Below are 23,539 nucleotides of genomic sequence, written 5' to 3' on the forward strand. Positions count from 1 at the left end.
AATAAATATAAAGCCTGAGATTTTTAATAATTTTGATAAAGAAAATTACCTTAACATTGAAACATATTCCGGATTATTTGGTATAGAATGTATCTATTACCACTGGAAACATAAAGCCTGATAAATAATATTTAAGTTATACTTTGATATTTTAAAATTAAACTTTCCACTTCATCAATCAGCTTTCACACTTTATAAACCCTGACAATCTCCGTCGGAAGAAAATGAGTACTTTTGAAAAACAGTATCATCCGGAAAATTTACGGATAATCCTATGGTTTCCTGATAAATGAGAAAAAACATTACATTTCATTTATATCTTTTCCTGTTTGTTATTATGAACGGCGTGCAATCTTTTGCACAATCCAATTACAAAGTTCAGAGTTATAAGTACACAGATGGTTTGCCTTCGGATAACATTTTGTCAATAGACAAAAAAGATGGGTTTTTGTATGTGGGAACCCAAAGAGGACTTAGCTTATTCGATGGTTATCGCTTTCTGAATCAAAAATTTTTAACAGAACCAATCAGTTCATTATTCTTAAAAAATAATGTTCAATATCTTAGTTCGGGTAGTCGGGGTATTTGTAGTTTGAGTAATTTTTACAATCAGCCAAAGGTTATTACAAAAGTTAATTTTAATGATGATAATACCAATAATGACCATTACGATAATCTCTTCATAGACGGCAAAAAACGAATATGGTGCAGTGACCAGAACAACCTGAAATTCTTTTCATCCAACAGAAATAAAAACTGGAAAATCGATGAATCCGGAAATCTTTCGGAAAATAAATTACGATTTTTTCAAGTAGATAATGAAGTCTGGGTAGCAACTCCAAAAGGTATTTTTGTCTGGAATGAAAAACTAAAAACCCTACAAAAACATTCCAATCCTGTTTTAGCAAAAAATGCATTTGTATCAGGATTTTCTGTTTCTGAAAATGAAATTTTTCTTAGTAGTTTTTCAGGAGAAATTTTTCTATTTGAACCTCAAAAAGGAAAAATTTCATTATTAAAATCAATTCAAAATCTTCCGCTTTATCTTGTGAAATCTTTTTCAGGAAATGATAATTTTTTGCTGATTTACAACAAAAATGAAATTTATAAGTATGATAAAAAACTGAATAAATCTGAGTTGATATTCTCTTCAAAAAATGAAATCAATACTGTTTTTTACGATAAGGAAACCAGAATAATCTGGGCTGGAACCAATCGTGGTCTGCAGAAAATAATTTCCAATGAAGAGAGCATAGAAAATATTCATTTTTCAAGAAAAGATAACCAAACGATTACAACTATTACGGAGGACAAAAACCACAATCTTTGGATGACCAATAATACTTCTGAAATCTATTGCCTGAAAACGGATAAAAATATTGAAGTATTTCATTCAGTCTCTCCAAAAACTGTTTTTACGAATGTTTTTATTGATGATAAAATTTTTATTTCTGCCTCTGACGGTGTTTATATCATCCAGAATCATCAGATTAAAAAAGTAATTTCTTTGCCTTTTCCTGTTAAAAAAATTATTAAGGACTATAAAAATCAATTATGGGTTCTATCGTCTAAAAATGGAATTAAGGTATTTGATTCCAACACTTTCAAGGAAAATAAAAACGCCATCCAGAATTCTGAAAGTTATTGGAAAACCAATACAAGCAATGATATTTCGGTAGCAAAAGATGGTACAATATGGCTTGCGAGCTGGATGCCGAAAGATTATGGTATTTCTTTTTTTGATGAAAAACAGCATTTGTTTAAAGAAATTAATAGTCTGAAATCATTCAAAAATGAATCGAAATTCATCACTGATTATTACAACAGAATTACTTTGACCAAAAATCAAAATATCCTGTTTTCCGGTTATGGTGGCTGGAATTTGGTGTCTCCAAAAGGCGAAATTCTACGTTCATTTTTCACCTCAGAATATAAAATAGCGAATGATCATATCGAAGGAATTGCCGAAGATTCCCTCGGAAATATCTGGTTTGCCTGCGCAGAAGGGCTTTACCAATATAATTTTGCAACAGACAAAGCTATTAGGATTTTTCAATTAGACGGTCTGGAAAATAATGACCTCACGTTCGGGTTTTATAAATTTAATGATAACAGGATTGCTGTGGCTGTTGATAGCGGAATACAGATCCTGAATTTGGATAAAATTGTTAAAACTCAATTAATCAATGAACTAAAATTAACTTCCGTAAAAAAAGACAATGTAGAAATTCCAGTTACGTCCAACGAATTTAATTTTGATTACAACTTTACAGAGTTGGATTTTAATTTCTCAGCGCTTAGTTTTTCGGACAATGAAAAAATCGTTTACCGGTACAGGTTTTCTGATGAAAAAAAATGGAATTACCTTGGAACAACACCCAAACTTTCACTGATAAAACTTCCTCCTAGCAATTATGAAATCATCATAGAAGCCGGAGACAATTTAGGGAACTGGCAACAGAAACAATTAAAAATTAACCTGAAAATCAATCCGCCGTTCTATCTCAGATTTTGGTTTATAGGAATGATGATATTGCTGTTGATATTCGTTGGATATTTGATTTTCCGCTATCTTCTGAATCAGGAAAAAGAAAAAAGCAAACTGAAACAGACCATCAAAGACGTGGAGATGCAAATACTTCGTTCTCAGATGAATCCGCATTTTTTGTTCAATTCTTTAAACTCGATTAATAGTTTTATTGTTCAGCAAAAAAGTAAGGAAGCAAGCACTTATCTCACGACTTTTTCCAAATTGATGAGAAATATTCTGGATAATTCAAGACACGAAACCATCAACCTGGAAAAGGAAATTGAAACCCTGAAAATGTATCTAAAGCTGGAAACAGCCAGATTAGACCATTGTTTTGATTACCAAATCATTATTGACAAAGATATTGATACAGAATTTGTTCAGATTCCACCGCTTATCATTCAGCCTTTTGTGGAGAATGCGATTTGGCACGGTCTGGTTAATAAAAAAGAGAATGGATTTCTGAAAATTGAAGTTTCTGAAATACAGGAATCTATGCTCAATATTAAAATTACGGATAACGGAATTGGCAGGGAAGCTTCCGCTTTGCTGAAAAAAGAACAGATAAAGCATAAATCTTACGGAATAGAAATTACCCGACAAAGAATAGAAATACTGAACCCTAAAAACCAAATTCTGATAACGGATTTGGATGATGGAAACGGGAATAAAGGAACATTGGTAGAATTAAACATAATGTATTATGATTAAAAGTATTATTGTAGATGATGAGAAGCACTGTATCATCACGCTTCAACATTTGATTTCGGAGATGGACAATATCGAAGTCGTTGCAAGTACACAAGAAAGTATTACTGCAAAAGAACTGATAGAAAAACACAGTCCTGACATAGTATTTCTGGACATAGAAATGCCTGTGATGAACGGTTTTGAGCTATTGAGCCAGTTTGATTCTCTGCCTTTCAAGGTCATTTTTACCACCGCTTACGACCAATACGGAATCAAGGCTCTCAAAATGAATGCCTTGGATTATCTTCTTAAACCTATTTCTACAGAAGATTTGGAAGAAAGTATTCAAAAGTATAACGCCAATGAAATGCAGATTTCACAGGAACAAATCTACCAGGTACATCAGTTCATTCGTGGAAAAATCCAGGATACTTTGGCGCTTTCCACACAACAGGGATTGATTTTTATAAAAACCGAAAATATCTCTTATCTTGAAGCGGACGGTTCTTATACACACATCGTGATGAACGACAAATCCAGACATTTGGCGAGCAAACCTTTGTCTAATTTTGAGGATATTTTACAAGATAATTCGCTTTTCTTCCGGGCACAAAAATCCTTCATCATCAACCTGAAAAATATCAAACAATACATCCGTGGCGAAGGTGGAGAAATCATTATGGAAGATGGTAAAAACATCGCTTTGAGCCGCAATAAAAAACAAGAATTTTTATCATTTTTTCACAAAATCTAAGAATAGATTAATTTTATATCTTAGTGTCACAGATGCACAGATAAGTCATCAAGCCATTATCTGTGCATCTGTGGCAAAAACACAAACTATGGAAAATTTCCCTTTAAAAGAAGAAACATACCGTATAATCGGTATTTGTATGGAAGTACACAATCAACTTGGTGCTGGATTTTTGGAAATCGTGTACAAAGATGCATTGGAAATCGAATTTCAACGTGCTGGTATTTTCTACGAACGGGAAAAAGAGTACAGCGTCTATTACAAAGGGATTTTGCTTCCACATAAATTTTATGCCGATTTTGTGGTTTTTGACAATGTGATATTAGAAGTGAAAGGACTTCAAAGAGGAATTGCGGATGAGCACATTGCACAAGTTATCAATTACTTGAAAGTTTCACAAAACAAAATCGGATTAATTGTAAATTTTGGAGAACTGAAATTGAATTATAAAAGACTCATTTTTTAGCCACTGATATTTTTTGTTTTATGCTACAGATACACAGATGAAAATAATTATCTGTGGCAAATGCCCACTTCAAAAACCCATCCCCACACTTCACAAAATACGATATTTTTTTTGCCCGGTTTCGATACAACTTTGATGACAGTAAATCTTACAAATGGTCATTCGGAACAAAAAAATCATCGGTCTCATATCATTCCTTGTCGGATTGATAATTTTTGGATATATGGTTTTTAAGATACGTGTGATTTTTTATGGAAATAAAACCGAAGCAGTGGTTACAGGATTTGTAGTCCATCAAAACGGAGCCAGAAAAGTACTGAATGAGAATGGCAGTAGTAAAAAACCGTTCAGCGGAAGAAGTCCGTTTGTAAAATTCAGAATAAAAAACGGAAGTGAGGTAGAAACATACAGCAAAGTTTTGCAGATGTTCTTTTTTACAGGTTATCATTTGGGTAACAAAGTAACGGTGATTTACAATCCCAAGAATCCACGGGAAATTTTCATTCTGAATGCAAAGGAAATTCCTGGTTCGCTGCTTATGACGGCATTCGGAATTTTATTGATTGTGATGGGCAAAAGTTTCATTTTTCCAAAAAATAGAGTAGTATGAAAATCTTTCAATCCTTATATTATTTCTTTGGGCAACTTATCCGCCCTCCGTTCCCGCTATTTTTTGCCAAAGCTTTTCCCAAGCAAAAAAATGAGCTCCACTCAGGTCGGGTTGCGAGTGATTCGACGTTCCAAAATATATGGAAATTAGCAATTGCAATTATTCTGACTTTATTTATTTCCTGCAACAGTTCATCATTCTATCACAACGTGAACGATATGGGAGGACAACCAGCCACGCTTTACCTGAACAACGGAAAGGTATTGAACGGGAAATTGGAAATCAGAAGCTTTGATGAATTTTCATCTGTACAGAAAATCACATTTAAGGAAAACAGCAGCAATACTTACCAATGGTTTTATCCGCAGGATATTGCCGGGATTTATTTCAATGGGGCCAAATATTCTCTAGAACTGGTTCAGGCAATGGATATGTGGAACAAACGTGCCTACAAATTCCTGAAAAACATCACTCCAAATGACGGAAATCTTCAACTATTTGAAGACGAATACACGCAGAAAAATTCCTTTGGAGATATCGAGAGAATAACCAAACTCTACATCAAACTTGCAAGAAGCAACGAAGTTTTTGATGCACAATCTGACCGTTTTGTTCCCAATTTCAATGAGAAGGTAAGCCGTTTTCTATCCGATTGCCCTTCGGTTTCCCAAAAAATTCTGAACAAGGAAAAAGACTTTTCCTACGCTTTCGTCAATCAGGGCGAAACCCAAAGAAAACAGGTCTGGATGAACATCGCTTTTGAATATAACCTTTGTAAATAAACTGATTATGAGAAATTTAATTCTTATTCTATCAAAAATGAAAAAACTCATTTCCATAATCATCATTTTTTTCTCGTTGCAAAGTCATTCGCAATGCCGGAACACTTTTGTATATGGTTTTGAGCTGGTTGGCATTGCAGCCCCCGAATTGGTCACGGCTAATATTTTTTACAAGGGAAAACCCATCGTTCCAAAAACTGAAACTATCTGCGGAAAACAGTTGAAAATCAAAAAGCAATTTACTTTTCTCCAAAATTCAACAAAAAACCTAGACGGTATCAAACTGCCGTATCAGCTTCCTGCAAATCGTTTTTATTGGTTGATGACCGATGATATGACCGTTGAAATGGCAACTCATCCAGACCGATTTAAAATAGTATTAAATTCTAATGATAAAACTCTGAAAGCAAAATACGAATTACCCATCACTTACGATTTTCTTTCGCAAAATGCCATTTACTTGGACTTGATAAATAAAGATAAAATCAGTGTCCAAAAGGAATTCAAAGACAAAATATGGAAGTTGGCCTTGTATGAAAAAGGAAATAAATCCACGTTGAAAGATACGATTTTGGTGTACTCGGCAAGGGAAAAAATTCCTGATGGAATTTTGTTTCGTTTTCCGGAACTGAAAAATACGGGAAACAGACATTCGGTGGAAGATTTTTGGGCATCGGGAATACTTTTTAACCAAAAATTGTTCCTGAAAATATCCGAAAACAAAATCCCGAAACCGGAACAGCAAAATGGTCTTTACATTTCTATGGACGGTAAGAAATGTGCCACATCCGGTGGAATCACAGGCGGCGGTTTTGGAGAATGTGCAGGCGCAACTAATCAGAAAGGTAAAAAACCAGTTCTGTATCAAATCAATATTCAGATAGAACCTTAAAATAATTGAGTTATGAAAAAATGTGTAATCCTGCTAATTGCTTTCATCAGTTTTTTTATGAAAAGCTACGCACAGCTTCCGTCCCAGACTGATAATTCGCAGTATAACATTGCTCAGATGATAGATGCGAAGGCCAAACTGCGCAACCTTGGAGCAATCCACAGCGAGAGTCCTAAAATGCGTCCGACGGCAGGCAAGGGTGGTTGGTTTTTACGCTACGAGAAAGGCTGGGTATATTATAACCCGAAACTAAACCAGGCCTTTGCAATAATGGAAAATATGATGAAAAAATGGGGAGAAGCAGGTTATGAGATCGGCTGGATGGGCTTTCCGATATCAGATAATCTGGAAACACCTAAAGTGTATGGTTTTTACACCGCATTCGAAAATGGCAGCATCTATAGCAGTGCCAAAAACGGAACGCATTATGTAGGTGGTGCTTTCAGAAACGAATGGGCAAAAAGAGGCTACGAAAATAGCCCGGATTTAGGTTTTCCGAAAACAGACGAAGTCGCTATTTCTGTAAACGGATATACACGCTACCAACAATTTGAAAGAGGAACATTATTTTTTGGGAACGGAAAAGATGTATTGTATTCCAATAATCCCAATGCAACAAGTCCGCCGGAAGTTCAAAAATATCAATTAAGCTTTACGCCCAATTATACCAGTGGAGGGGAACCGGGCGGTGATTTGGACGGCATAGATTTATACGGATGGATGGACATTAGGGTTTACAAAGCAAATGGAAGTGAAATTAACGATATAGATGGGAAATCGTATTCGTTATTCAATATCCCAAAAGATAAATATATGGCTGATGAGGGATTCAAAACCCATTTAAGCTTTATTCCTACGAATAGAGATTTTATCAGGAATTATGCTGTTACTCAAAATGATATTAATGAAAATGCTTTCGTAAGGATTGTCTATTGGCTAAATGATTATGATAAATCAAGCTCGGATGATTATCTGAAATTGAAAACGGCAACAGGCTCTATTTATTATAACAACGGCAACCATCCTTATAAAGATATCAAACTACAAGAAATCGTAAAATACAACAACAGGACAACCAGAGAAGATGATTTGTCAGATGGCAGCGGCGATTCTTACCGCGTAGGTTATATCCTGTCATTAAGTAAAAAATAAAATTTAGTATCAGAAACAAAGTAAAAACTACATATGAAACAATTTATCCTCGTTTTTCTTGTACTATTTGCAATAAAAACACAAGCGCAACAAGACAGTCCAGAATTTAGAGCGAAAATACGGGCTATGTCCGCCAAAATGCAAAAACAACAAAGCAAGCCACAAGGAAAGACCATTGGAAAAATCAGCTACACCGTAAATGGAAAAACCTACACTGAGACTAAGGAAGTAAGCACAGTCATTATCAACGGACAAATCGGAGATATCGCAAACGACAGGCATAATGTATCGATTGGTGACGGAACGCCACATTCATTCAAAGTCGGGCAAGCCTATCCCTGTAAAAGCCTTACTCTGATGGTTGACGGATTGCAGTACTCCAGAAGAAGCAAAGACAATGTTGCCACAATTACCTATTACGACGGCAAAACCGTGAAAGGCAAATTCTCCGGAACTGTTTATAATGAAAAAACAAAAAAGACACTTTCCGTTTCGGGAACTTTTGAAACAAATAATGTTACGGTGCTCTAATGAATAATTTTAAATCTTAAAAAAATGAAAACAATATTCAGATTATTTTTATTGCTTTTTGTCCTAGTTTTAAGTACTGGAGTAAGTGCTCAGGATAAGGATGCCATCATTGCCAAAATTCGTGCAAAGGGACAAAAATTAAGCCTAAAGCTGGAACCCGGCGATTTGCAGGCTTTCGATTATTCGGTGGGCAGCAGGGCATATTTTCTTTCATTCAATGGATACGACTGCAATGTCTATTTCAAAGTGGGTGCTCCTGAAGCTTATGCGGTTCGCGGCGATATTTTTAAGTTGTATGATAAAATGTTGTGGGGCGATTCGCAAAAAGGAAAAGATGGAAGACTTAAGAGTGTAAACCAAAAACTGTTCATCGGTGCACCTATTAGCGATGAATTTCCAACACCGCAGAAAAGAGGTGCAGGACAACATTTCGATGGCGGAAGTATCTACTGGAGCCAACCAACCGGAGCGCACGAAGTTCACGGAGATATCCTTAATAAATGGAAATCTTTGGGATGGGAAAATTCGTTTTTAGGCTTTCCTGTTACGGATGAAACGGCTACACCGGATGGATATGGAAGATTCAATTTTTTTGAAGGCGGAGCCATTTATTACCATCCAAATCTGGGCACTTTCGCTGTTCCGAAAATGATAGCTGAAGTCTGGAAAAAACAAGGCTGGGAAAAAGGAAAACTGGGCTATCCGACAAGTGATGAGATAATTAAAAACAACAATTCTGTACAGAAATTTGAATTTGGGGCCGTGATATCCACAAAAGCCGCACCTTATCAAATCATTTTTAATGGTACCAATCGCCAACGTGGGCTTTATAACAAATGGCTGGAAACTGGTGCAGAAAACTCTTTTCTGGGTGATTTGGTAACCCCCAACCGCAATTATCCGAAAAATCCTTATCAGTATTTTGCCGAGTTTCAGAAAGGATATATCTACGAAAGCTTTACAAAAGGGACAAACAAAGTGGACGCTTTTGTGATACACAAAGGGCCAATTTTCGACTATTATGCTTCCAAAAAATGGGAACAGGGCTATTTAGGTTTACCTACCAGTGATGAGTATAATTCGGGAGATGGTGTAGCGCAGAATTTTCAGGGCGGGATTATCTATTACACCAAGTTGCAAGGCGCGTATGAGAAGAAGTAGTTAATATAAAAAATTATAAATGACTTTATATGAAAAAAAATATCTACTTATTGTTTTTACTGATGTACTCATTTGCTTTCTCACAAATGGGCGTTTCCAGAAAATATATTACCAAAAACGGAAGCAATGTCATTTTGAGGGGTATCAATTATCCTTTTATAGATGATGGAAACATTAATCTTGCATCGCCGTCCAGCTATCAGTATTACCTGAACGAAGCTTCCAAAACAGGAGCCAATGCAATGAGAATAGCTTGGTATCTTCCGGGAACACATTGGCGGGATATCCAAACTGCGGGAACGGTGCAGGGATATATCAACAACGGACATCTTGGTAATATTCTGACTTATGTGGAGTCCAAAAATATGATTCCAATTTTGGAAATCCATAACGGTGCGTGTGGGAATGACTGGTCTCTGTTCAACAATTCTATTGTCCCGTTTTGGAAAAGTACGCAGATGGTTTCTATCATTCAGGCTCATCAGAACAATCTGATTATCAATCTTGCCAATGAGTTTGGTAATGCGAGATGGACGGGAAATGTCACAACAGCAATGACCACTTTCAAGACCAATTACAAAAATGCCATTACCCAGCTCAGAAATGCAGGTATCAACGTTCCGATTATGATAGATGCGCCGGATTGCGGGACTTCTTCTTCCGAACTTTTGTCGGTGGCGCAGGAGATTTATAATCACGACCCACTTCACAAAATCATTTTCTCAGCACACGCTTATTGGTCGGACTATGCACCAACAACGGCTAATATGGAAACCAAACTTACTGAAATGACGAACTCCGGATTGTGCTGGTTTTTGGGAGAAATTGCGAATAATCAGGATGGAAACAGCTGCGGCAGCATAGATTTATCTTCCTATTACCCGACTTTACTTACCAAATTGTGCCAGAGAGAAATCGGATGGCTTGCGTGGGCTTACGACCAGGATTGTTCATCGACACGGGAACTGACCACCAATGGTGTTTTTGCAAACCTTACTGTTTATGGAAATGATATTGTTTACAACCCCAATTATGGCTTGAAGTCTACATCAGGTTGTGGTGCTTCTCCATCAGGGACATTGTCTGGTTCTGAAACGAATATTGAAATTAAGGAAAAAGTTTATCCCACTTTTTTTAAAGAACATATTTATATCGAAACTAATAATGAAAGTTCCTTTCAGATTTTCGGAATGGATGGGAAATTACTGATTAAAGGAGTCTTAAATAAAGGCAAAAATGAAATCTTCACCGCCAATTTGCTTAAAGGAATTTATCTTTTTAAAACGAAAACCGGAACATACAAACTGATTAAAAATTAAAAACGATTTCGACCTTTCTATCGATTCTATGTTCCAATATAAAAATCACAAGAACCACTAATAATTAAAACAGATAAGATGAAAATACTCAGACTTCTAACCTTATTTTTTTCTGTCGGAAATGTATTCACTTATTCCGCCCAGACCTTGACTTTGGTAAAAGACATCAATCCTTTGGGAAGTTCCAATCCGCATTCTTTACTGCCTTTCAATAATAAAATATATTTTGTTGCCAATCCGGGAACGGGGGACAAAATATACAGTTCAGACGGCACTTCTTCCGGGACACAATTGGTTGGTCCGTCTGTCGGTTCAGGAATTTTGTATCCTTTTATTTCTTATAATAATACATTTTTTTTCAATTATGATGATGGCACCAATGGCGCCGAGCTGTGGAAATCCGATGGAACAACTGCAGGAACTGTTTTAATTAAAGATATTCTTCCAGGTAGTTCAGGTTCTAATCCGCAATATCTGGCAGGCGCAAATGGCAAAGTTTTTTTTATTTCGGGAACCAAACTTTGGACTTCCGACGGAACCAATGCAGGAACTCTGCAACTTACAGACAATACTATGATTGCAGAAAGTTTCAACCATCAGCTTGCTTTGCCCTCTTACAATAATGCGGTCTATTTCGTAGGAAATAACGGAAATCCCGGACTTTGGAAAAGCGATGGAACTGTTGCGGGAACTCAGCTTTTGAAGAATATCAGTGTCAATGCTTATTTGGAAAACGTGGCAATTTATAACAACGAGATGTATTTTGCTGCAGGAGACAGTTCCATTGGTTACGAGCTCTGGAAAACCAACGGAACAGCAGCCGGAACAGTTTTGGTGAAAAATATTAATGCTGGTTCAGACAGTAATCCGACAAGGTTTTTGGTAAGCAACAATAAGATTTTTTTCCTTGCAAATGATGGAACTTCCGGCGAAGAACTTTGGGTTTCTGATGGAACTTCAGCAGGAACACAGCTGGTAAAAGACATTACGGCAGGTAACACTGGCTCGAATATACAAACGTTGACAGCTTTCAGTAATCAGGTTTATTTTTTTGCTCTTAGTGGCTCAAACAGGCTTCTTTATAAAACGGATGGAACGTCTGCGGGAACAGTTCTCGTGAAGACTATTCCGTACAGTGTTGTTCCTTATGCTTATGTTTTTAATGATAAGTTGTATTTTCTGGCAAAAAGTCTTGCATCCACCTATCTTTTTGAAAGTGATGGTACGGAAGCCGGAACTAAACAAATTACACCAAACATTTCCTCCGAAAATTATTCTGATATCAATTTTCTGAATTACAATTCTGAACTTTATCTGCCTTGCTACAACGGTAATTTGGGTGTAGAGCTGAACAAGCTGACATTCTCTAATTTATCGGCAACATCAAGCGGGAAATCAGATTTTAAAATCTATCCTAATCCCGTTACAGATGTGGTTTGGATTCAGAATGAAGGCTTACAAAAAAACTGGAATTATCAATTGTTGGATTTGTCGGGCAGAGTTTTCCAGGAAGGGAAATTAACTTCGGATAAAATTTCTGTTTACGTTGGGAATTATTCTCCAGGAATCTATATCTTACATTTACAATCTGACACTGAATATAAAGATTTTAAAATTCTGAAAAAATAAATTGACTTGATGATGAAAAAAATTCTCTCCTTGCTGTTTACCGTCTTTGGTCTTTACCTTTCTCTTGCCCAATCAGAAAGTTATGGTGTTTCATTAGATAAATTAGTTTCACTCTACAATTCTGAGAAGTATGATGAGATTTATCAGAATTTTTCTCCACAGATGAAAGGTGCAATTACATTAAAAGAAAATAGGGATTTTTTTCTGGAGACATCTAAAGAATTTGGAAAAATAGAAAGTACGGAATTTGTTTCCCAAAAAAGCAAAAATGAAAGATTTGCATTGTACAAAGGCAAAGCTGATAAGGGTTTTGTGAATATTCTTTTCGCATTAAATAAAAATAATGAAATCGACGGAATAGACATTACACCTTTTATCGAAAAAAAAACAGCGGCCAATCAGCTTTCTAAAATCCCGGAGGATTATAAAAAAATACTTTTCGATTATTCTAAAACATTCCCGGATCAGACTCAGATTTCTATTGCTGTCATCAAAAACGGGAAGACGTCATTTTATGGAATCATCAGGAAAAATGATACTTTGAAAACCATTGATAACCATCAAAAACTATTTGAGATAGGCTCGGTTACCAAACTTTTTACGGCAACTATTCTTGCGCAGCTGGTTTTGGAGAAAAAATTAAAATTAGAGGATAATGTCAATCGGTTCTACAATTTTCCTTTTAAAAATAATATTAAGCTTTCTTTCGGTATGTTGGCAAATCATTCTTCGGGATTGTACAGAATTCCGAAAAACCTGGAAGAAAATATAGAAGAAAATAATCCTTATAAAAATTACGCTGCGGACAAATTGGAAGACTATCTTCAAAATTCATTAATACTTGAAAATGCTTCCGGTAAAAACTACGGATATTCAAATCTTGCTTTTGGCCTGCTCGGTTTTACAATGGCTATAGAAGAGAAGACAACTTTTCAGAAATTGTTACAGAAACGGATTTTTGATAAGTTCGGGATGACCAATTCTTTTACCAATGTAACATTTGCAGAAAAGGACGGGAAACTTATAAAAGGTTTGGATAAGGACGGGAAAGAGACCTCGCAGTGGGATTTTGACGCTTTGTCAGGTTGCGGTTCTGCTGTAAGTTCTGTACAGGATTTAGCCGGATTTTCTTTGGCACAGTTCAATTTCAGCAACAAAGATTTACAGCTTACGCAAATACCAACTTTCACAAAAGATAAAAAAACAAAAGTCGGTCTTGCGTGGCATATTTACCAAGATGATTCCCAACGCAAATTGCTGTGGCACAATGGAGGGACAGGTGGTTATTCATCTTCCTTACTTCTGAATCCTAAAACAAAAAATGGAGTAGTGGTTCTGTCCAATGTTGCTACGGGTAATCTGGATCACGATAATATTGAGAAAATTGCGTTTGATATTCTTAAAGTTTTGGATGTTAGAAAGTAACCATATTGATTAAGGCTGCTATATATTTCTGTAATCTTCTTTCAGAAAAATTTTATATTTGTTACAAAAAAAGTGAAAATTCATATTAGGTAATGGTACAGATGTGGAGTTTTTAATTAACTTCATTGATTATCAATACCATACAAAGATATAATAAAAAAAACGATGTACTATAATGCATCGTTTTTTATTTTTGCCGACTAAAAAAGCAAAATAGCGACTCCGGAATGTACTGATTTTATATCAGATGGTTTAGATGTGGAGTTACTAATTTACTTTAAATCATTATGAATAAACGGCAGAATCAATGTATTCACTGTAATTACAGCTACTGTATCAAGGCGGGAATAACATCACAAAATAAGCAGCGCTATCAGTGCAAAAAATGCAACAAGAAGTTCATTGGGAACTATTCTTATCGTGCATATCACAAAAGTACAAATCATAATATTCAACAGCTGATAAAAGAAGGAGTTGGTATAAGAGGTATTAGCAGATTACTTGAAGTCAGCAAGACGACTGTACTAAAAAAGATTTTAAAAATCGCTTCTAAAGTTGTTAAGCCACCAATCCCTCAGAATATAACAATCGAAATTGATGAGTTAAAGACATACACTAAAAGTAAAACCAATGAACGGTGGGTAGTTGCAGCTTATTGCAGAGAGACAAAGAAAGTAATTGACTATAAACTTGGTAGAAGAATGACCAAGACAATACAATGTATTATAGATACTTTACTTTATGCAAATCCAAAAAAGATATATAGTGATCGCCTGAACATCTATCCTAAATTAATTCCAAAACATCTTCACAGTACTAAACGAAGAGAAATCAATCATATCGAACGGAAATTTCTTGATCTACGAACTCACATAAAGCGATTAGGAAGGAAAAGTATTAGTAAAGCTCAAAAAGATAAATATACAGACGCTATATTGAAAATCTATTTTTGAGGAATTTCATTTAATGAAAATAAGGAATCTAATAGTTTGTCTTATTTGTAGGTCAAACTATTAATTCAAATTATCCAAATAAGTAAAAATAGGGGCAAATGTCTTCAGCAGGTTCTAATTGGCAAGTTTGTTTTATAAAAACCTTTTTGTCGATGATATGATTCGTCAGAACAAAATTAAATAAGATTTAGCTATAAATAAATTCATATTAAGTTTCTTGTAGTTGTAGCGTTTTTGCAATATAATTTTAAATATTTGAAGCAATCGAAGTTATCATAGTTTGACTTTATTTTACTTAGGTTGCCTTACAATCAAGTTTACTTCTCTATGAACAATAAAATTGATTTTAAAAACAAGTAGTATATTTAATTTGGTACATTCAAATATATTATAACCTTAAAATCTATCCAGATATTTCTTCTTCCGAATATGATGATATCATTTCTATCATTACTCAAATAAAAAACGATACTATGATTTCTAACGAAGAACTCAAGAAAATTTTGACAGATGGGATGATGAAATACTGTAATAAAAGCAACGAGAGTAATCTTGCAATTCTTAATATTTATGATGGAATCAATAGGATTAAAAAACTAGGAATTGATGAACAGCTTTCTACTATTTATCAAAAGAATTGGACGAAACCGAAAGAACCAGATTATGCGGAAATTAAGCAACAAGTTTCTGGCAGATTCAAAATGCTGTTGACAAAAGAAATGATAACCAAACAAGAATTTGAGAATTATACTCAAACAATTATTCAAGATGTTGAGTTCTGTGAAAAAAATAAAGATAAAGAACAAATAAAAGCTCGATTATTATTAAGTTTAAAGAGCCTGAAAAATGCAGGACTTGATACCGAAGATAGAGAAGCAATCAGTGAATGGTATTTTCTTCTTTCTCAAAAAAATAAAATTGATATAAAAAATGATTTGAATAAGTGGCTCTATGATTTTAACCCGAATTAAATAAAAGAAAACTCAAAAAAAAACAAAAACAAATGAATGAAATAAAACATCAACTGATTGACTACAAATCGGATAAAATAATAAATCTTATCTTGAAAGATAGGATGTTAATTTCTGAAACGGGTAAAACCGACAAATTTAAAACAACCAAAAAAGAATTTTCCAGTAATGAAGATGCTTTGAAAAACTTTTATAAGAAGGAATGGGAATCTTTGAAAAAAGGATTTGTTTTAAATAATGAAAATGCAAAAATCGGACAACCAGTCTTGCATAAATTTCTTGGTGGAGTTTATACAGGGGCAATATCGTTCGCACCTACACCAAAGGGGATTTTTGTTTATAAAGATGAATCAGAAAATGAAGGAATAAAAGGCTCTCTTAATTTAATCGACCTAGTTGGAAATGTCCTAAAAACTATAGAATTACCCAAACCGTTGGCTTGGAATATAGAGTACAGGAAAGAAAGAAACTCGTTAATTATGGATATTGACCATTATATTTATGAGTTCGATATTGAGAATGGAGTATTCCATAATATAGGAAAAGAAAATAGCCACATAGACAGTTTTGTCTCTGTTGCAAATGATAAAACGGCGTTTGCGACATTGAACCAGTTATCGATAGTAGATAATCACAATAAAATTTTGCATACAAAAAGTTATGAAATTGAAATTATAAATGGGAGCTCTCCATTCTGTGGAAAATTATCAAAAGACGGTAATTTGCTGGCATTTCATAACAAGGAAGGAGAAATTCAAATCTTCGATACAAAAACAGGGAATCTTCTGAAAAAAATTGTTGCGGATTTTAGAATGGTGTATCAGTTTGAGTTTGCTGACAACAATCAATTATTAGTTGTTAGAGAGCAGTACGGAACTTGGGGAATGCGATATTTCGACCTATCCACGGCTGATGAAATCCAAATAAAAGAATTAGAAATTCCGGAATACACAAAAGATGTAAATGCTTTTTGCTTCAATGAAGACCAAACAAAATTAGTTCTTCTTCAACGAGCAGATGTGTATGTATTCGACTTTACAGATAAAAAACTTTTACATAGTTTTAAAATAGAACATCTTGTAAAAAGCTGTAAAATTAAATTTGTTGCAGAAAATTTATTATGTGTACGAACTGATTATGGTTGTTTTAGCATTTATAACGTATAAAATAATCTAACCGTATTTCTAAGTATAGACATTCTCATTACATAAAATTTATGAAAGCAATTCTCATCATCTCGCTATCAATATTTTACAGCTTTTCGTTTTCTCAAGACAGAGATTCATTAATAGATGGATTTAGCGAAAATTTAAAAGCCTATAAAAATACAATTGATGGAACATTTTTACTAAAAAAGAATAATAAGGTAAAATTTAAAAATTTGAAATTTATTCTGCCAATTTGGGGATATTTTCAAGTTTTAGATGAAAATAATCTTAAGTTTTATATTGACAATAAAGGCAGAAAACAAAAGAAAACTAAAATCAATTTAGGTTTATGTGGAACTGTACCACATTATACTTGTGAAATTAAAATTGATAACGATAAGTTCATCATTACCAAAGATGAAACTTTCTACGACTATGGAAACAAAGAACCCTTTGAGGTAATTGATTCAATCAAAAAAGAAGGAATAGATAAAATATATTTCACCAATAAATTGCAGAAAATCAATTATAATGAAAATGACTTTGTATTTAATTTTACCAAGACATTTCCCTATGCTGTAATTATTGAAAAAGGCACAAAAAAAGGAATTTTATATAATGGACAATTGAGTTTTTACGACGAAATTATTGAAACCAAAAATTGGATTACAAAGGTTAAAATAGACAATAAAGTTGGATTTTATAATTTGACAGAAATAAAATATTCAGACCTAAGCGACTTTATTTTTGGATTGGCAAGATTCACATTAGAAGATGGTAAAAAAGGCTATGTTGATATAAATGGAAAAGAATATTTTGATTAAAAACTTGCTGCTAGTAAGGGTTGTAAATTAGATTGACCGAAGTACAAAATTCAGATGTAGTTCTTCATATTTAGAAATTATTTCAACTTAAACGTTCCCAATACAAGTAAAACTATGCATTTATATACCTTTATTTTTTTAATAATTCCTGTGTCTCTTTTTTCTCAATACAAAGAAATACCAAGACAGAAGGTTAAAAATAACTCCAATGTTCATTTTTATAAAAATAAGCCACTACACGGGAAATACAAAATTTATAATAGAAGTGAAAAAGAGGATTATGAAATGATAAACTTTGTAAACGGTCTCAAGCACGATTCTCTAGCATTTACTTATTACCTTGGAGCAGCTTCAAAAGGAAAATATGTAAAAGGTTTAAAAGAAGGGATATGGACAAGTACAAACCGTGAAGGGAAGTTATATGATATTTCCAATTATAACAATGGAAAGAAGAATGGACGGTCAATAAAATTTAACTATAATGGTACTCTACAAGATACTCTAACTTATAAAAATGATAAATTAGAAGGTTGGCAAATTAGAGGTGTAGAAAATGGGAAAAGAAAAGAGCTTTTTGAAAATGATGTATTAAAGGAATCAATTCAGCAACAAAATAATGGGAACTTTTCTTTCAAATTAAAATATATTCGACTGAATTTTCAAGACTATTCTTGGGGAAATAGAATCTGGAGCAAAAACGGGAAAAAGTTTTCGGACAGCATCACTTTATATTATGACGATAAAAAAATAGAAAGAACAGTCTATACCAAATTGAACGATTCTTTGTATCATAAAATTCAAACTGTAAAAGATAGAACTCGGGATGAAGTAACTATAAACTTCTATAACAAAAGAAATAAACTTTATATGAAATACCTTTTGTCCTACGTAAGCAGTTCTGCAAACGAGATTTTGTTTGAAGACTTTTTCTTCTCTACACAATATGATGAAGAAACAAAAAGTATAGAAGTAGGGCTTTGTAATCCTTGTCAAATATGGGAGGGAATTGGGAGGAAAAATTTTACAGTATATACATATGATGACGAAAATAAGGAGCATTACTATAATGTTCGGTGGATAAAATCGGATGGTGATATGTTGGCTGATTTTTGTTATCCTAATGTAAGGTGTGAGGAATAATAATGAACATTGAAGATTTGCACTTCGATTTTCTCACTATTACAAAGCCCCGTAACGATATAAGCCAACATAGTGCGACACTCAACTGAACAAAAAATATAAAGAAACAGATGGTTTCAACTCAAAAACTAAATTTACCTGACAGACAAAAATTGCAGACAATTTGTAAAGCTATTTCTGTTTTAGACGCAATCCTTTCGCAAGAATGGGAATATCGCTATTATTCATATAACAATAAATGGGCAGACAAAGAAGAGTTTTGCGAAATGCGAAATGATTCTGGTGACCAAATGCTAATTTTATTTAGACAAGATGGCTGTGTAATAAATGGATTTGCACACGAATATCAACAGCAAGAAAAAGAGAAACTAACAAAGGATTTGCCTTCTATTTTTAACGAATTTATTTTCGGAGAACCTGTAAAAACAATCGGAACCACATTTTGCATTTGGACAACTGAAGCGAAAAATTGGCAAACTGGACAAATTGAAAATTACGAAGATAATTCTGAGGGAATGTTGAGCATTTTTGACGGAAATCCACAAACTTACATTGATTGGGCAACAGAATATTTTGACGAAAGTGGTATCCCATTGGAAACTGTGAAAGAAATTTATAACGGAAAAACGCTTACAAAACAGATGGTTTTGACAATCGTTGAGGAACTTGAAGATTGGGAACAACTTGAAGCCGACCTAAACGAAATTGGTTATCCGTATAACTTTAACTAACAAAAGCGCCAGACGGTAACAATGGTTTTATAATAGTAGAGCGAAATTAAAAGTTCAAAAGTTCTTTCTCCATCATCTCAAAACCTCGAAACGTAACCTGCAATGTGAACAGACCGTAATACAAAAAACAAGAGTAATGAAAATCGTCAAAAATAGTTTTTACATTTTAATATTTATGCTATCTGTAACTATATCTTTTGGACAGACATTAAAAGTATCCGACTTAAGAAAAGCTTTTAATTATTATAAACCGACTGAACATAAACAATTATTATCGAAAGGCTTTAAAATATTAAATGATACCTCTTCAGGAAACCAAAAAAAAATTAATTTCATCAAATCAGATACAAAAGAAATTGTTGAGCTAATATTTACAGAGGATGTTGAAGGTGGCGAATATTTAAGTATAACATATTATTTACCATCAGAACTTACTTATAATAGATTTATTGCAACTTTAACAACGTATAAATTCAAGTATAGCAAAAGAAATAAACGTTATCAGCTTCCAACAAGCTCATATTCTGGTGAAAATGTTTATCCGAAAGGCTTGACGCTGAATAATGAAAAGAAATATTATTCTTTGGAATATGTTAGTTACATAGATAAAGCATTATCAGGACCACGACCTGGTCTTAGAAATGATATTGAAACCCCACCAATAAATGACAGCATAAATAGACCAAAATAGAGATATAGTAGATAACAAAGAGGTTTGCAATAGCGAGACAAAACTGCAGAGTTCAACGGTAGTTTTTTGATTGAACTTTTATATAAAAATTAAAGGTTTGTGCTTTGATTGCGTACCATCACAAAGCCCGAAAAATTACCTGCAATACATAAAAATAAGCAACAAAAACAAAATGAATTGGAATAATTATTTATTAGAAAAGAAAAGCCCTTCTTGGCGATTATGCACATTTGGGTGTCTTTGAAGGAGCTGTGGGAGGAATTTTTGACTTATCAACAATTCCAACTGACACCAAGATTTTGGAAATGTCAACTCCTCTAAAGAAGTTTAAATTAAAATACACCAATCTTTCTGCATTAAAAAACAACACAAATATTGAGGCAATAATATTAGGAGAAATTGATGATGAACGAGTTGCTGTTTTTTCTACATTGCCGAATTTAAAATACCTTCATATAAGCATAAATAAGCAAACAGAAATACCAGACTTGTCACCCTTAAAAAACCTTGAGGTATTGATTCTTTCAAGTATTAAGAAAGTAGAAAATATCAATTTTCTTAAAGGATTGACCCATCTAAAAACTTTGTATATCTACGAGATAAACAATTTGTATGATTTGGAACCATTATCTTCTTTGGCAAGTTTGGAAGAGCTTTTTTTAGACCACGGAAAAATAAGTGGAACAGGACAATCGGTCAAAAGTATGGAGCCACTATCAAAACTGACCAATCTAAAATATCTGGCTTTTATCTTGAATGTAGAAAAAAAGAATGATGACATCAATCCTTTGCTATCACTTAAAAAATTGCAAAAACTACACATTCTTCCAAGATATTTGGAAAATGGTCATAGAGAAAAACTTTTAAACGAATTACCATTATTAGACGAATTATAAACGAGCTATCACTAACAAAGGTTTTGCAAATACTAGAGCGAAGAGTAAAGGTTCAAATATGAAGTTAATTAAAAACTCGATATCTGAACCTTTTAGAGTTAGGTTTACTATTTACAATCGTGAAATTGTGATAATTAATGTAGTCTGTATATGACTTCTTATTTTTTTATAATTTTTTTAATTGCAACTTTTTTTGGTGAGCGAGAAAAAAGGTATCGGAATTTTTATTGATTTCTTCATACTCATCACGGAATTTTTTATAATGTTCCACCGATTTGAATAGATGTGTTTGTATGTTGAGCTGACTTAGTATCGTACTCCAATAGTAATTAAAAATTCCACTTAGCTGTTCATCAAGTTTATTAACTAAAAAATAGTAATACAACCTCCAACGAAACCAATCATCATAATCTCCATAAGTTAGCCAATTATTAAGGTGCAAAGTTATATAATGATTTAAGGCATCAATTCTAAATTCATATTCGATTTGAACATTTTCTTGCCCAAATATTTTACTTTCTAAATCTGAAATATTACTTGCATAAACATTTTTTCCATAACTGTTTTTGAAAAATACTCTGTAATAATAATCATTATTTTGTAGATACTCATACTTGCCAGTTAAGATATCTTCTAATTCAGAAACTTGATAAATCTCTAAACTGTTATGTTCAATAGAGCCATTTTGTAACCAATTTTTAAAATTAAAATCTTGGATTAAATTTTTTCCCATATGGTTTGCAAATTCGACAGCTCGATCCATAGCGCTCCACCATATCTGTGGAGAAAAATTAATTCCAGTCATACTTTTTTATTACAAATATAACTTGTGATTTTAAATAAAGATACAATTCTAATGGAATTTCTTTATACTTCACTTGCTATAAATCTCATATTATTTACTTGTGCAAATTTTTAGGTTTCGCTTAATAAAATTTTTGAAGAAAATTCATTCATTTTAATCTCATGTACTCTTATTTCATTGACAATACAATTTATTTTTTCATTATTCAATGTCAATGTTTGTTCAAAAAGAGATTCTTGTAGTTCCTTTTGTCTTTCGTAACAAAAAATCAATTCATTATGAAGGTCTTTTTTATGTATTGGTGCAGTAACAGACCTTAATTTTATTAATGTATCATTCAAGTATGAAATCAGAGAAGTTAAGTTTTCTTTAATCTTAATGAGCTTCTTTTCAAGATTTGATTCATTGTTAACTTCTTGTTCATTATGAATTGACTTATATTGTCTTTCATTGAAAATCTTTTTAATTTTTATTCTCCAATTTTCAGTAAGAAAAACTGATTGAAAAGATGGCAGATCAAGCAAAACTTTAGATAGTAACTTTTCGTGTAAATCCTGAAGGTTTTTCAAATCCAAATCTGAAATCGTTCTGTTGTGAGCTTCCTCTCTTCTCAATTTATTTAAATTATCCATTAATGTTTCAAATTGAGTTTGAAAATATGACTTGAATAAATCAAAATGAGTTAATATGATTTTTTTTAATTGTAAAGTAAATGTGTAGGCTATTAAAATATCACCATTAGTACAATCAATATCAAATTGCTTGGAATACATCTCTTTCACGTCCGCTCCAAGCTTGTTGTTCAATCCAATACCCCACCATTCTTCTCCAAATTTACTTCTAAGCTTAGTTTTTACTATTTCTCTTAGGCCGTTCTCAATTTCAGAAATTATTTTCTTTGCCTGTGATAAACGATAATCTTCTGTGTTTTCTTGAAAAAGAGTTAGTTTGAGCCATTCAATTGAATTTCCTTTCCCTATTAATTCTGCAGCAGATTTAGTTGATAAAGCATTCAATATTTCATTATCATTAATGTCATAAGCTCTCACCGCATAGTAATTAAGATTAACATTTTCATAGTTTGTATCTCTGAAAAAGCCATTGAAAAATCCCATAATTGTAACAATTTCCAACTTGATATCATTCGAGTTTTTTGAAACAGGATAAAAACTACAACATAAAGTATCCTCATTTAATAAAGTGACTTCCTTTACATTTATCTCATCACAATTATCATTTAAAATATGAAGCATTTTAAGTGTTGTGCTAACTATTTTGGTTAAATTGTCAATTGTTATCATTTGTAAGTAATTCTAAGTTCCTATTAAGTATATCCATTTTGTAAAGTAAAAAGAATGCTACGCAATGTATTTGCATAGTTTTTATAAAAAAATATTTGTTGAAAAAATATTAAGATTTATACATTCTATTTTTCATTT

General features: G+C 33.2%; 22 protein-coding genes. 20 read left to right on the forward strand and 2 right to left on the reverse strand.

Annotated elements, in window-relative coordinates; translation table 11 throughout:
- The first annotated feature begins 289 nt into the window (after positions 1-289).
- The 20 genes from EG359_RS20315 (at position 290) to EG359_RS20410 (ending at position 21,295) form a co-directional block, all read left to right on the forward strand.
- Entirely contained in the window at positions 290-3,241 is a 2,952-nt protein-coding gene (locus EG359_RS20315; RefSeq protein WP_076353473.1) for a sensor histidine kinase, read from the forward strand.
- Positions 3,234-3,974: a LytR/AlgR family response regulator transcription factor gene (locus EG359_RS20320; protein WP_076353475.1), complete on the forward strand. Its 741-nt coding sequence runs from the start codon at positions 3,234-3,236 to the stop codon at positions 3,972-3,974. Before EG359_RS20315 ends, EG359_RS20320 begins: the two co-directional genes overlap by 8 nt.
- Before the next feature lie 88 nt (positions 3,975-4,062).
- Complete coding sequence (locus EG359_RS20325) at positions 4,063-4,440, forward strand: GxxExxY protein (protein WP_076353477.1); 378 nt, start codon at positions 4,063-4,065, stop codon at positions 4,438-4,440.
- A gap of 223 nt (positions 4,441-4,663) precedes the next feature.
- Positions 4,664-5,050, forward strand: a complete 387-nt coding sequence (locus EG359_RS20330; RefSeq protein WP_076353479.1) for a DUF3592 domain-containing protein — start codon at positions 4,664-4,666, stop codon at positions 5,048-5,050.
- Positions 5,047-5,832, forward strand: coding sequence for a hypothetical protein (locus tag EG359_RS20335; RefSeq protein ID WP_076353481.1), 786 nt, complete (start codon positions 5,047-5,049; stop codon positions 5,830-5,832). The genes EG359_RS20330 and EG359_RS20335 overlap by 4 nt, the downstream gene beginning before the upstream one ends.
- Before the next feature lie 37 nt (positions 5,833-5,869).
- On the forward strand, positions 5,870-6,724 hold the full coding sequence (locus EG359_RS20340) for a hypothetical protein (RefSeq protein ID WP_123867462.1): 855 nt from the start codon (positions 5,870-5,872) through the stop codon (positions 6,722-6,724).
- Positions 6,725-6,736: 12 nt separating this feature from the next.
- Entirely contained in the window at positions 6,737-7,876 is a 1,140-nt protein-coding gene (locus tag EG359_RS20345; RefSeq protein ID WP_076353485.1) for an LGFP repeat-containing protein, read from the forward strand.
- A 138-nt stretch (positions 7,877-8,014) separates the two neighbouring features.
- Positions 8,015-8,407 carry a hypothetical protein gene (locus EG359_RS20350; RefSeq protein WP_123867464.1) on the forward strand — a complete coding sequence of 131 codons (393 nt, stop codon included), beginning with the start codon at positions 8,015-8,017 and terminating at the stop codon, positions 8,405-8,407.
- Positions 8,408-8,431: 24 nt separating this feature from the next.
- Positions 8,432-9,568 carry an LGFP repeat-containing protein gene (locus EG359_RS20355; RefSeq protein ID WP_076353489.1) on the forward strand — a complete coding sequence of 379 codons (1,137 nt, stop codon included), beginning with the start codon at positions 8,432-8,434 and terminating at the stop codon, positions 9,566-9,568.
- A 29-nt stretch (positions 9,569-9,597) separates the two neighbouring features.
- A complete protein-coding gene (locus EG359_RS20360; RefSeq protein WP_084180383.1) occupies positions 9,598-10,887 on the forward strand; it encodes a T9SS type A sorting domain-containing protein in 1,290 nt (429 codons plus the stop codon).
- A gap of 78 nt (positions 10,888-10,965) precedes the next feature.
- A complete protein-coding gene (locus EG359_RS20365; RefSeq protein WP_076353493.1) occupies positions 10,966-12,516 on the forward strand; it encodes an ELWxxDGT repeat protein in 1,551 nt (516 codons plus the stop codon).
- A 9-nt stretch (positions 12,517-12,525) separates the two neighbouring features.
- On the forward strand, positions 12,526-13,941 hold the full coding sequence (locus EG359_RS20370; protein ID WP_084180385.1) for a serine hydrolase: 1,416 nt from the start codon (positions 12,526-12,528) through the stop codon (positions 13,939-13,941).
- A 287-nt stretch (positions 13,942-14,228) separates the two neighbouring features.
- Entirely contained in the window at positions 14,229-14,894 is a 666-nt protein-coding gene (locus tag EG359_RS20375) for an IS1 family transposase (RefSeq protein ID WP_076353495.1), read from the forward strand.
- Between the two features lie 473 nt (positions 14,895-15,367).
- Positions 15,368-15,865, forward strand: coding sequence for a DUF4844 domain-containing protein (locus EG359_RS20380; RefSeq protein WP_076353497.1), 498 nt, complete (start codon positions 15,368-15,370; stop codon positions 15,863-15,865).
- A 32-nt stretch (positions 15,866-15,897) separates the two neighbouring features.
- Positions 15,898-17,031: a WD40 repeat domain-containing protein gene (locus tag EG359_RS20385; protein WP_076353499.1), complete on the forward strand. Its 1,134-nt coding sequence runs from the start codon at positions 15,898-15,900 to the stop codon at positions 17,029-17,031.
- 50 nt (positions 17,032-17,081) lie between these two features.
- Positions 17,082-17,837, forward strand: a complete 756-nt coding sequence (locus EG359_RS20390) for a hypothetical protein (protein WP_076353501.1) — start codon at positions 17,082-17,084, stop codon at positions 17,835-17,837.
- A gap of 285 nt (positions 17,838-18,122) precedes the next feature.
- Positions 18,123-18,977, forward strand: a complete 855-nt coding sequence (locus EG359_RS20395; RefSeq protein ID WP_123867466.1) for a toxin-antitoxin system YwqK family antitoxin — start codon at positions 18,123-18,125, stop codon at positions 18,975-18,977.
- 110 nt (positions 18,978-19,087) lie between these two features.
- The gene (locus EG359_RS20400; protein ID WP_076353505.1) at positions 19,088-19,708 is read left to right on the forward strand and encodes a hypothetical protein; all 621 of its coding nucleotides are present in this window, start codon (positions 19,088-19,090) and stop codon (positions 19,706-19,708) included.
- 136 nt (positions 19,709-19,844) lie between these two features.
- Entirely contained in the window at positions 19,845-20,399 is a 555-nt protein-coding gene (locus tag EG359_RS20405) for a hypothetical protein (protein ID WP_123867468.1), read from the forward strand.
- A 230-nt stretch (positions 20,400-20,629) separates the two neighbouring features.
- Positions 20,630-21,295: a leucine-rich repeat domain-containing protein gene (locus tag EG359_RS20410; protein WP_228450478.1), complete on the forward strand. Its 666-nt coding sequence runs from the start codon at positions 20,630-20,632 to the stop codon at positions 21,293-21,295.
- Positions 21,296-21,461: 166 nt separating this feature from the next.
- Here the strand turns inward: EG359_RS20410 and EG359_RS20415 are convergent, their stop codons facing one another.
- Together EG359_RS20415 and EG359_RS20420 are read right to left on the reverse strand one after the other, a co-directional pair.
- A complete protein-coding gene (locus EG359_RS20415) occupies positions 21,462-22,100 on the reverse strand; it encodes a hypothetical protein (protein WP_076353509.1) in 639 nt (212 codons plus the stop codon).
- 110 nt (positions 22,101-22,210) lie between these two features.
- Positions 22,211-23,401: a Swt1 family HEPN domain-containing protein gene (locus tag EG359_RS20420; protein WP_123867470.1), complete on the reverse strand. Its 1,191-nt coding sequence runs from the start codon at positions 23,399-23,401 to the stop codon at positions 22,211-22,213.
- Positions 23,402-23,539: the final 138 nt, after the last annotated feature.

Source organism: Chryseobacterium joostei, assembly GCF_003815775.1.
Classification (GTDB): domain Bacteria; phylum Bacteroidota; class Bacteroidia; order Flavobacteriales; family Weeksellaceae; genus Chryseobacterium; species Chryseobacterium joostei.

Bases quoted from the DNA above. Each gene is read 5' to 3' on its own strand.
- EG359_RS20315 (WP_076353473.1), top strand. From the start codon at position 290: ATGAGAAAAAACATTACATTTCATTTATATCTTTTCCTGTTTGTTATT.
- EG359_RS20320 (WP_076353475.1), top strand. From the start codon at position 3,234: ATGATTAAAAGTATTATTGTAGATGATGAGAAGCACTGTATCATCACG.
- EG359_RS20325 (WP_076353477.1), top strand. From the start codon at position 4,063: ATGGAAAATTTCCCTTTAAAAGAAGAAACATACCGTATAATCGGTATT.
- EG359_RS20330 (WP_076353479.1), top strand. From the start codon at position 4,664: ATGGTTTTTAAGATACGTGTGATTTTTTATGGAAATAAAACCGAAGCA.
- EG359_RS20335 (WP_076353481.1), top strand. From the start codon at position 5,047: ATGAAAATCTTTCAATCCTTATATTATTTCTTTGGGCAACTTATCCGC.
- EG359_RS20340 (WP_123867462.1), top strand. From the start codon at position 5,870: ATGAAAAAACTCATTTCCATAATCATCATTTTTTTCTCGTTGCAAAGT.
- EG359_RS20345 (WP_076353485.1), top strand. From the start codon at position 6,737: ATGAAAAAATGTGTAATCCTGCTAATTGCTTTCATCAGTTTTTTTATG.
- EG359_RS20350 (WP_123867464.1), top strand. From the start codon at position 8,015: ATGCAAAAACAACAAAGCAAGCCACAAGGAAAGACCATTGGAAAAATC.
- EG359_RS20355 (WP_076353489.1), top strand. From the start codon at position 8,432: ATGAAAACAATATTCAGATTATTTTTATTGCTTTTTGTCCTAGTTTTA.
- EG359_RS20360 (WP_084180383.1), top strand. From the start codon at position 9,598: ATGAAAAAAAATATCTACTTATTGTTTTTACTGATGTACTCATTTGCT.
- EG359_RS20365 (WP_076353493.1), top strand. From the start codon at position 10,966: ATGAAAATACTCAGACTTCTAACCTTATTTTTTTCTGTCGGAAATGTA.
- EG359_RS20370 (WP_084180385.1), top strand. From the start codon at position 12,526: ATGATGAAAAAAATTCTCTCCTTGCTGTTTACCGTCTTTGGTCTTTAC.
- EG359_RS20375 (WP_076353495.1), top strand. From the start codon at position 14,229: ATGAATAAACGGCAGAATCAATGTATTCACTGTAATTACAGCTACTGT.
- EG359_RS20380 (WP_076353497.1), top strand. From the start codon at position 15,368: ATGATTTCTAACGAAGAACTCAAGAAAATTTTGACAGATGGGATGATG.
- EG359_RS20385 (WP_076353499.1), top strand. From the start codon at position 15,898: ATGAATGAAATAAAACATCAACTGATTGACTACAAATCGGATAAAATA.
- EG359_RS20390 (WP_076353501.1), top strand. From the start codon at position 17,082: ATGAAAGCAATTCTCATCATCTCGCTATCAATATTTTACAGCTTTTCG.
- EG359_RS20395 (WP_123867466.1), top strand. From the start codon at position 18,123: ATGATAAACTTTGTAAACGGTCTCAAGCACGATTCTCTAGCATTTACT.
- EG359_RS20400 (WP_076353505.1), top strand. From the start codon at position 19,088: ATGGTTTCAACTCAAAAACTAAATTTACCTGACAGACAAAAATTGCAG.
- EG359_RS20405 (WP_123867468.1), top strand. From the start codon at position 19,845: ATGAAAATCGTCAAAAATAGTTTTTACATTTTAATATTTATGCTATCT.
- EG359_RS20415 (WP_076353509.1), bottom strand. From the start codon at position 22,100: ATGACTGGAATTAATTTTTCTCCACAGATATGGTGGAGCGCTATGGAT.
- EG359_RS20420 (WP_123867470.1), bottom strand. From the start codon at position 23,401: ATGATAACAATTGACAATTTAACCAAAATAGTTAGCACAACACTTAAA.